We start from the raw sequence: 9,928 nt of genomic DNA, 5'->3' as shown, positions 1-9,928 counted from the left end.
CCCGCATCGCCGCCCAGCGCGCCGCGTTGCGCCTGCCCGTGCTGCCCACCACCACCATCGGCTCGTTCCCCCAGACCGCCGACATCCGCGCCCAGCGCCGCAAGCTGCGCACCGGCCAGATCACCGAGGCCCAGTACGACGCAGCCATGCGCGAGGCCATCGCCACCGCCATCCGCGAGCAGGAGGCCCTCGGGCTTGACGTGCTGGTGCACGGCGAGCCGGAGCGCAACGACATGGTGGAATACTTCGGCGAGAAGTTGCGCGGGTTCTGCATCACCGCCAACGGCTGGGTGCAGAGCTACGGTACCCGCTGCGTCAAGCCGCCCCTGCTCTACGGCGACGTCTCGCGTCCCGGCCCCATGACCGTGCGCTGGATCACCCACGCCCAGTCGCTGACCGGCAAACCGGTCAAGGGCATGCTTACCGGCCCGGTCACCATCGCCTGCTGGAGTTTTGTCCGTGATGACGTGCCCCGGCCCGTGGTCTTCCGCCAGCTTGCCCTGGCCATACGCGACGAGGTGGCCGACCTCGAGGCCTCGGGCATCGGCGTCATCCAGATCGACGAACCCGCCCTGCGCGAGGGCCTGCCCCTGCGCCGCGCCGCCCATGCCGCCTATCTCGACGCCGCCGTGGGAGCGTTCCGTCTGGCCTCGTCCGGCGTGCGGGACGCCACCCAGATCCATACCCACATGTGCTACTGCGACTTCCACGACATCATCGACCACGTGGCCGCGCTGGACGCCGATGTCATCAGCCTGGAAGCCAGCCGCAGCCGCATGGAGCTGCTGGATGTCTTCGCCACCCACGCCTACCCCAACGAGGTCGGCCCCGGCGTGTACGACATCCACAGCCCGCGCGTGCCCTCCATCGACGAAATGGAAACCCTGCTCCGCGCCGCCATCCGCGTCCTGCCCCTGGACCGCCTGTGGGCCAACCCCGACTGCGGCCTGAAAACCCGCGACTGGCCCGAAACCCGCGCCAGCCTCGCCCACCTCGTGGCCGCCGCCGCACGGGTGCGGGGCAACGCCTGATCAAGAGAACCCATTGAGAACTATCCGGGGGAAGGAACCTTTTGAAAAAGGTTCCTTCCCCCGGCCCCCCATCCTCCCAAACTTTTTAATTGGGGGCCGCTCCGCAATACGAAACCGCAACATCCCAACGCCCTGCCTTGCGCTACTCCCCCTATGGAAACGTTTTGGAAGAAGGGGTGGGGGTCCGGGGGCGGGGAAGAAACTTTTTGGAAAAAGTTTCTTCCCCGCCCCCGGTTCCTTCTTCCTCTCCTCCTTCCCCTCTTCCTCCTCCCCCCTCTGCCCTCCACACCCTTTTCGCGCGGGGGGACTTGGCGTATGCTGCGCCCAAACCGGATGCCGGAAGCAATGGGGAGGCGCATGAACCAGCGGTGGGATGCGGACACGGTGCGGGGCTACATGCAGTGGCTGGAGACGCCCAGGGGGGCGTTTGCGGTACGGCACGAACAGCGGCTGCTGCACCACATGGTGTCGGGCTGGCCCCGGCGCGGGCACACCCTGCTGGAGGTGGGCTGCGGCCCGGGGGTATTCCTGGAATCTTTCTGGGAGGCGGGGTTCGACGTCACCGGGCTGGACAGCAGCGAGGCCATGCTGGAGGCCGCGCGCGAACGGCTGAACTGCCGGGCGGACTTCCACCTTGGCGTGGCCGACCACCTGCCCTTTGACGACGACGCCTTCGACTACGTGGCCCTGCTGACCAGCCTGGAATTCGTGCCCGACCCTGCGGCGGCGCTGGCGGAAGCGTTCCGGGTGGCTTCGCGCGGGGTGCTGGTGGGCTTCCTGAACCGGATTTCACCCTACTACCCCACCCACGGGGCGCCGATGCCGGGGCTGCGCAACTCGCTGATGCGGCAGGCCCGCTGGTTCAGCGTGCCTGCCATGTACGCGCTGGTGCGCGGCACGGGGGTGGCATGCTCCGTCACCATGCGCTCGGTGCTGCACGGCCCGGCCTGCACCTGGCGCGAATCGCGCCTGTTCGAGATGCTGAACGGCTGGATCAGCCTTTGGCCGTTCGGGGCGTATGTGGCCATGCGCATGGACTTTGGCCGCCGCATGCCCGTCACCCCGCTGGTGCTTCGCACGGGCAAGGCCGCCGTGTCGCGCATGGCGCCCGGCCGGCAGACCGCCACGGACGGCTTTTCCTGCCGCAGAAAGCACGGGGAGTAGCCTGATCGGCCGCATCGCGGTAACATCAGGGCCGCATCAGGGCCGCATCAGGGTCGCATCAGGGCCAAATATGGACAGCTACGTGTCCAATCCGTGTCAATCCGCTCCATCCCGGTCCATTCCCCGCCCATGCCGCGCCGCTCTCTGCCCATCCGCGCCGATTCGGTCCTGCCCTTGTGCTTCGGGCCTGCCGGAGCCATTCCCCGCGCGTGATATTCGACGATTTTGACAATACCCGCCCATTGGACTATCCATTGCTGTTTCCGCACCGGCGGGGCGCGGCGTGCCGTGCGCATGCCCCCTGCCGCGCAAGCCTGCATCCGGAAGCGAGCCATGAACACCAACAATTCCGACAAGACCGCCGCCCCCCAGACCGCACAGAAGGTCACGGGCGACAAGGTGGGCACCATCAAGGGGTTCGCCGACATGTTCAGCCCCGACAGCGACGTGTTCACCTTCATGGAGAACACCGCGCGCGAGGTGTTTGGCCGTTACGGCTACACCGAGCTGCGCACCCCGCTGCTGGAGCGGACCGAGCTGTTCTGTCGCTCCATCGGCACCGAGACCGACGTGGTGCAGAAGGAAATGTACACCTTCCCCGACCGCAAGGGCCGTTCGCTGACCCTGCGCCCGGAAGCAACGGCGGGCGTCATGCGCGCCTTCATCGATGCGGGCCGCCATGCGCAGGAGCCGGTGTCCAAGCTGTTCACCACCGGCCCCATGTTCCGCTACGAGCGCCCGCAGAAGGGCCGCATGCGCCAGTTCCACCAGATCAACTGCGAATGCCTTGGCCCGCAGGAACCGCAGGCCGATGCCGAACTGGTGCTGATGCTCATGACCTTCCTGCGCGCACTGGGGCTGACCGACCTTTCGTTGCAGGTGAACTCGCTGGGCTGCCGCGAATGCCGCCCGGTGTACCGGGCCGCGCTGCGCGACTTTCTGGATTCCATCGACCGCGAATCGCTGTGCGAGGACTGCCGCCGTCGCATCGACACCAACCCCCTGCGGGTGCTGGACTGCAAGGTGCCCACCTGCCGCGAGCTGACCGCCGACGCTCCGCGCATCATCGACCACAACTGTCCGGAATGCCGCAGCCACTTCGATACGGTGCTGCGCGTGTTCGACGCCGCGCGGCTGGACTACGTGCTCACCCCGCGCCTGGTGCGCGGGCTGGACTATTACAACCGCACCACCTTCGAGGTGGTGTCCGGCTCCATCGGCGCGCAGTCGTCGGTGGCGGGCGGCGGACGGTATGACGGCCTGGTGGCGCAGCTTGGCGGCCCGGACGTGCCCGGCGTGGGCTTTGCCTGCGGCATGGAGCGCCTTGCGCTGATGCTGCCCGCGCTGGAGAAGAAGCGGCCCGATTTCTACATCGCCGTGCTGGACCCGGCTGCGGCGGACGCGGCCATGCTGCTGGCGCAGGAACTGCGCGCGGCGGGCAAGGCGGGCGAGGTGTCCTTTGCCGCGCGCGGCATCAAGGGCCAGATGCGCCAGGCCGGACGCACCGGCGCGCGTTGCGCCCTGCTGCTTGGCGGCGACGAGATGGCCAACGGCACCGTGGTCATCAAGGACATGGACAGCGGCGAGCAGCGCAGCGTGCCGCAGGGCGAGGCCGTGAACCACGTTTAGTGTGGTTGCCGACAGCATCTGTCGCTACCCTTTTGAAAAGTTTGGGGGGAGGGGTCCGGGGAGGGAGACCCTTTCCGCGTTGCGGTCGCCATCCGTAAGGTTCGCGCAAGCGCTCACCTAACGGCTGCCGCAAAGGGTCCCCTCCCCGGTACTCTTCCTACCCCGTTTCCGTCCCTTTCCGACTTGTCATCCTCGGGAAACATCCAAAGGAACCGTTCATGAGCGATCAGAAACTTGACGTCCAACAGGAACACCAGCAGTACATCGAACCCCTGGGCGACTGGGTGCGCAGCCACGATTGCTGCACCCTGACCGCCGCCGACACCGGGGCCGAAGTCTGCCTGATGGGCTGGGTGCAGTACCGCCGCGACCACGGCGGCCTCATTTTCGTGGACCTGCGCGACCGCCAGGGCCTTACCCAGATCGTGTTCAGCCCTGACGTCAACCCCGCCGCGCATGAGCGCGCGCACATCATCCGCTCTGAATACGTGCTGGCCATTCGCGGCACCGTGCGCCCCCGGCCCGAAGGCATGACCAACCCCGGCATGAAGACCGGCGAGATCGAGGTGTACGTTTCCGAATGGAAGCTGCTGAACACCTCAAGGACGCCCGCCTTCGTCATCGAGGACCGCACCGAGGCCAGCGAGAACCTGCGCCTGCAGTACCGCTACCTCGACCTGCGCCGCCCGCGCATGGCCAACAACTTCATCGTGCGCCACAAGGCCGCGCAGGCCACCCGCCGCTACCTGGACGAGCTGGGCTTTCTGGAAATCGAGACGCCCTACCTCACCAAGTCCACGCCGGAAGGCGCGCGCGACTTCCTGGTGCCCAGCCGCCTGAACCAGGGCCAGTTCTACGCCCTGCCGCAGTCGCCGCAGTTGTTCAAACAGCTGCTGATGATGTCGGGCATGGAACGCTACTACCAGATCGTGCGTTGCTTCCGCGACGAGGACATGCGCGCCGACCGTCAGCTGGAGTTCACCCAGATCGATATCGAGATGAGCTTCGTGGACGAGGAACAGGTGATGGCCATGGCCGAAGGCCTGATGGCCCGCGTGTTCCGCGACGCGCTGGGGCGAGAGATCGCCACCCCCTTCCCGCGCATGAGCTATGACGACGCCATGGCCCGCTACGGCGTGGACAAGCCGGACACCCGCTTCGGACTGGAGCTGCAGGATGTCACGCACATCGTGCGCGGCTCCAACTTCAAGCTGTTCGCCACGGCGGAACTGGTCAAGGCCATGCGCGTGCCCGGCGGCGAAACCATGACCCGCAAGGAGATCGACGAATTCACCGAGTTCGTGAAGATCTACGGCGCGCAGGGACTGGCCTGGATCAAGATCCGCCCTGACGAATGGCAGTCGCCCATCGCCAAGTTCCTGTCCGATACGGAGCGCGCCGGGCTGAAGGAAGCGCTGGGCCTTGAGACGGGCGACATCGTGTTCTTCCAGGCGGGCGCGCCGGGCATGGTCAACGCGGCGCTGGGCAACCTGCGCGTGCGCCTTGGCGAGCACCTTGGCCTCATCGACGAGAACGCCTTCAACTTCCTGTGGGTCACCGACTTCCCGCTGTTCGAATACGACGAGGAAGAAAAGCGCTACGTGGCCTGCCACCATCCGTTCACCTCGCCCAAGGACGGCCACATGGACGTCATGGTCGAGAACCCGGCGGCGGCACGCGCCCGCGCCTACGACATGGTGCTGAACGGCTACGAACTGGGCGGCGGCTCCATCCGCAACCACACGGCGGAAAAGCAGCGCCGCATGTTCGCGGCCCTCGGCTTCTCGCCCGAAGAAGCGGAAGCGCAGTTCGGCTTCCTGACCCAGGCGCTTGAAATGGGCGCCCCGCCGCACGGCGGCATCGCCTTCGGCATGGACCGTCTGGCCATGCTGCTGACCGGCTCGTCGTCCATCCGCGACGTCATCGCCTTTCCCAAGACGCAGAAGGCCACCTGCCTGCTCACCCAGGCCCCGGACAGCGTATCCGCCCGCCAGTTGCGCGACCTGGGCCTGCGCCTGCGCGAAACGGGCAAGGAAGCCGCCAAGGACGCAGCCTCCACGGACGCCCCGCAGGGCTAGGCCCCGCACACAGACTGCTCCGCACGGGGGAGGAAGGCTGCACGCCTTCCTCCCCCGTCGCTTCGGCCCCTGTTTCCAGCCCTTTCCTTGCCCGCACGGCGTGCTTACCGTAAGGTGACCGCATCAAACGCCCACATCACAGGACCGCCCATGATCCGAGAAGTGCTGCAATATCCCGATCCGCGCCTTGCCGTCGAATGCGAGGACATCACCGAGATCACCGATGAAATCCGCCAGCTTGCCGCGGACATGGCCGAAACCATGTACCGGCAGGACGGCATCGGCCTTGCCGCGCCGCAGGTGGGCGAACACTGCCGCCTGATCGTGGTGGACGTGTCCGGCCCGGAAAAGCGCGAGGCGCTGATGACCTTCGTGAATCCCCGTCTGGAACTGACCGGCGAGAAGATCGACTCGGAGGAAGGCTGCCTGTCCGTGCCCGGCGGCTACCGCGCCACGGTAACCCGCAGCGACACCGTGCGCCTGACCGCCCGCGACCTGGACGGCAACGAGGTGTGCATGGACGTCGACGGCCTGCTGGCCGTGTGCCTGCAACACGAGGTGGACCACCTGAAGGGCACCCTGTTCATCGACCATATCAGCCGTCTGAAGCGCACCCTGTACGATTCGCGCGTCAAGAAGATGCAGAAGAACGCGCCCCGCCCCATGCCCACGGCGGCGGCCAGACCCCGCACGGGAGCGCGCTAGCATGACCGGGCAGGACGCAGTGCACGCTGATGGCGCCATGCTGGACGGCAACGGCAATACGGATGCCGCACAGGGGGTGACGGCCCCAGCCGCGCCGCGCACGCCGCTGCGCGTGGTGTTCATGGGCACGCCGGGCTTTGCCGCCGTTATCCTGCGCCACCTGCTGGAATGGGACGGCTGCGAGGTGATCGCCGCGTACACCCAGCCCGACCGCCCCTGCGGACGCGGCCAGCAGTGCCGCCCGCCGGAGGTCAAACTGCTGGCCATCGAGCACGGCGTGCCGGTGTACCAGCCCCTGAATTTCAGGACCGAGGACGCCATTGCGGAATTGCGTTCCCTGCGCCCCGACGTGCTGGTGGTGGCCGCGTACGGCCTGATACTGCCGCAGTCGGTGCTGGACATCCCGCGCCTTGGCCCCGTCAACGTGCATGCCTCGCTGCTGCCGCGCCTGCGCGGCGCCGCGCCCATCCAGCGAGCCGTCATGGCCGGTGACGCCGTGACCGGGGTGACCATCATGCGCATGGAAGCCAGCCTGGATACCGGCCCCATGCTGCTGCAAAAGGCCATGGGCATCGACATCAACGACACCGCGGGCGACCTGCACGACCAGTTGGCCGACCTTGGCGGCAGGCTGCTGCTCGCGGCGCTCGGCAAGCTGGCCGACGGCACCGCCGTGGCCATTCCGCAGGATGACGACCGGGCCACCTACGCCGCCAAGCTGACCAAGGCCGACGGCCTCATCGACTGGAACCGTCCCGCTGCGCAGGTTCACGCGCACATTCGCGGGGTAACCCCGTGGCCGGGCGCGTACTGCACCATCCAGAGGGAAGGACAGAAGGAATTGCGAGTGGCCCTCGGTCCTGGCCGCATCGGTCCGTTGCGGTCGGATGCCCCGGAATACGAGGTCGCCGCTCCCGGCACCCCCGGTACGATAGTCGGGCTGGTGGACGAGCAACTGGCCATCGCCTGCGCCGACCGGCTGTACCTCGTTGATTCCATCCGCCCGGCGGACCGCAAGCCCATGGACGCCCGCGCCTTTCTGTGCGGCTACCTGAACGCCTGCGAGTGCGACGGCGGCCTTGCCGTGTGCGTGTAGGCGGCTGGCGTTGGCGTGTCCGCCCCCCGGGGTGCAGCGCCGCATCCGCCAACGGTGACCGGATCGTCAAGGCGGTAGCCAACTGAATCCAGCGCGGGCCAGCCCCCGGCCATCGCGTTCCCAACCCATTGCGCATTCCGCAACACGAAAGCCATGTCCATGCCCATCCGCAAGAATCCGCATTCCCTCCCGCGAGAGGACTACCACGGCGCCCGCAAGCGGCTGTTCATCGGGCTCATCAGCCTGACCTCCGCCGCCCTGTGCCTGGTGCTGCTGGTGGGGTGGATCATCCCGTACATCGGGCTTGGCAACATCCATCCGCTGGTTCCGGACATCACCGGCGCCCTGCTTGTGGCCTGCATCGCGCTCATCGTGTGGGCAACGCTGGGCCTTGTGCTGCACATCTACACCGGGCGGCCCTGGTTCGGCTCGCAGCGGGTGCGCGGCGTGGCGGTAAAGCTGTTCCTGCCACTCATGGAACTGTTGGGGCGGCTGTTCGGCATCTCGCGCGAAGAGGTGCGCCACTCGTTCATCAAGGTCAACAACGAACTGGTGCGCGGCGAGACGGGCAGCTTTGCCCCGTCGGACGTGCTGATCCTGCTCCCGCACTGCCTTCAGTCCAGCAACTGCGCGGTGCGCCTGACCTACGGCGTGGACCACTGCAAGCGTTGCGGCCTGTGCCCCATAGAACAGCTGCTGGCCCTGCGCGACCGCTACGGCGTCAAGCTGGCCATCGCCACCGGCGGCACCATTGCCCGGCGCATCGTGGTCAAGGAGCGCCCCCGGCTGATCATTGCCGTGGCCTGCGAGCGTGATCTTGCCAGCGGCATCCAGGACACCCACCCCATCCCGGTGTATGGCGTGCTCAACGAGCGGCCCAACGGTCCCTGTCTGGATACGCTGGTCAGCCTGGCCAACGTGGAAAAGGCCCTGCGTCACTTCCTGAACGTGCTGCCGCCAGACCTTGGGGAAAAGGACACGGCGAGTGCGGCAGCTGGTGCTTCCGCAGCCGGTGCGCCCGGCTCCGTTGCCGACGCCACCTTCGGGGCTGGCGGCGGAAATGCCTGCCAGCCCGATAATGCCGGAAGCACCGCAGGCCACGACCACCGCGCACAGGATGCCGCGCCTTCGGCTTCTTCCACCGCTGCCGCCTCGGCCGCGCCTTCGGATCCGCAATGAGTTCCCGCCCCCGCCAACCCCACGCGAAGGACGGGCACCTGCCGCCTGCCCGCGCCGCTGCCCTGGCCGCACTGGACAAGGTGCTCCGCAAGGGACAGGAAGTACAGGCCGCACTGGACACCGTGCTTGCGGACACCGCTGCGCGCAATGATGTGCACGCTCCCGCAACCGCATGCGAAACCTCAGCCAACAAGAGTGGTTCAACCGCTCAAAAGTCCATGGCCTCTTCCTCGGCTGACTCCGCATTGCGGCATGCCGGAATTTCGCGCCAGGACGCCGCCCTGGCCACGGAGCTTGTTTACGGGTATCTGAGGTCGGAAATCCGCCTTTCGTGGCTCCTGCGGCGCTTCCTGACGGCCCCGGAAAGGCTGCCGCAAGAGGCCCTGCTGACCCTTGGCGTGGCCGCCCACGAAATAGTGCACCTTGACCGCATTCCCGACTATGCGGCTGTGGACTGGGCCGTCACCCACATCCGCCAACGTTTCGGCCCCGGCCTCGGCAAGCTGGCCAACGCGGTGCTGCGCAACGTGGCCCGACTGGGCGACGACGCCCGCAACGCGGACATGTACCACGCCGACCTGCCTGACCCCCGCGATTTCCTGTCCGTGTACCATGCCGCACCGCGCTGGCTGGTGGACCTGTGGTGCGATGCGTACGAACCGGACCGTGCCGCAGCCCTGCTCGCGGCCAGCGCCCGGGCTCCGGCCCCGGCGGTTCGCGTCAATGCTGCTCGCCCCGGCTGGCAGGCGCTGCGTGACCAGCTGATTGCGGATCACGGCGGCGCCGCATGCAGCCATGCCGGGGTGGTGTTTCCTGTCGGCGGCTTTCCGGCAGAGGTGGCCGCGCTTGAGCGCGCCGGGTTGCTGTCTCGTCAGGGGGCGGCATCGCAGGAAGTGCTGGATGCATTGCGCCCGGACACATGGGAAGGCCCGGTGTGGGATGCCTGCTGCGGGCGCGGCGGCAAGGCGCTGGCCCTGCTGGAGCGCGGCGTGGACATTCGCCTGTGCAGCGACCCCAATGCGGGCCGCCTGCGCGGCCTGCGCGTG

Annotated in this window: 8 protein-coding genes; all 8 read left to right on the top strand. The window is 67.5% G+C overall.

The features are described from left to right. On the top strand, positions 1–1,031 hold a 1,031-nt coding region (gene metE, locus FVW20_RS00485; RefSeq protein ID WP_196607823.1), incomplete at its 5' end, for a 5-methyltetrahydropteroyltriglutamate--homocysteine S-methyltransferase. A 357-nt stretch (positions 1,032–1,388) separates the two neighbouring features. After that, positions 1,389–2,195 (top strand): class I SAM-dependent methyltransferase, encoded by an 807-nt coding sequence (locus FVW20_RS00480; RefSeq protein WP_196607822.1) that lies wholly within the window; start codon positions 1,389–1,391, stop codon positions 2,193–2,195. 333 nt (positions 2,196–2,528) lie between these two features. Beyond that, on the top strand, positions 2,529–3,824 hold the full coding sequence (gene hisS, locus FVW20_RS00475) for a histidine--tRNA ligase (RefSeq protein WP_196607821.1): 1,296 nt from the start codon (positions 2,529–2,531) through the stop codon (positions 3,822–3,824). Between the two features lie 218 nt (positions 3,825–4,042). Beyond that, positions 4,043–5,902, top strand: a complete 1,860-nt coding sequence (gene aspS / locus FVW20_RS00470; protein WP_196607820.1) for an aspartate--tRNA ligase — start codon at positions 4,043–4,045, stop codon at positions 5,900–5,902. 150 nt (positions 5,903–6,052) lie between these two features. Then, positions 6,053–6,607, top strand: coding sequence for a peptide deformylase (gene def / locus FVW20_RS00465; protein ID WP_196607819.1), 555 nt, complete (start codon positions 6,053–6,055; stop codon positions 6,605–6,607). 37 nt (positions 6,608–6,644) lie between these two features. Beyond that, complete coding sequence (gene fmt, locus FVW20_RS00460; protein ID WP_372434955.1) at positions 6,645–7,703, top strand: methionyl-tRNA formyltransferase; 1,059 nt, start codon at positions 6,645–6,647, stop codon at positions 7,701–7,703. 153 nt (positions 7,704–7,856) lie between these two features. Beyond that, the gene (locus tag FVW20_RS00455) at positions 7,857–8,882 is read left to right on the top strand and encodes a DUF116 domain-containing protein (protein ID WP_196607818.1); all 1,026 of its coding nucleotides are present in this window, start codon (positions 7,857–7,859) and stop codon (positions 8,880–8,882) included. Then, on the top strand, positions 8,879–9,928 hold a 1,050-nt coding region (locus tag FVW20_RS00450), incomplete at its 3' end, for a transcription antitermination factor NusB (protein WP_307831264.1). The genes FVW20_RS00455 and FVW20_RS00450, both read left to right, overlap by 4 nt.

Origin of the sequence: Nitratidesulfovibrio oxamicus, assembly GCF_015731765.1 — a bacterium.
GTDB lineage: Bacteria > Desulfobacterota > Desulfovibrionia > Desulfovibrionales > Desulfovibrionaceae > Cupidesulfovibrio > Cupidesulfovibrio oxamicus.
This window is presented reverse-complemented; position numbering and strand designations above follow the sequence as displayed.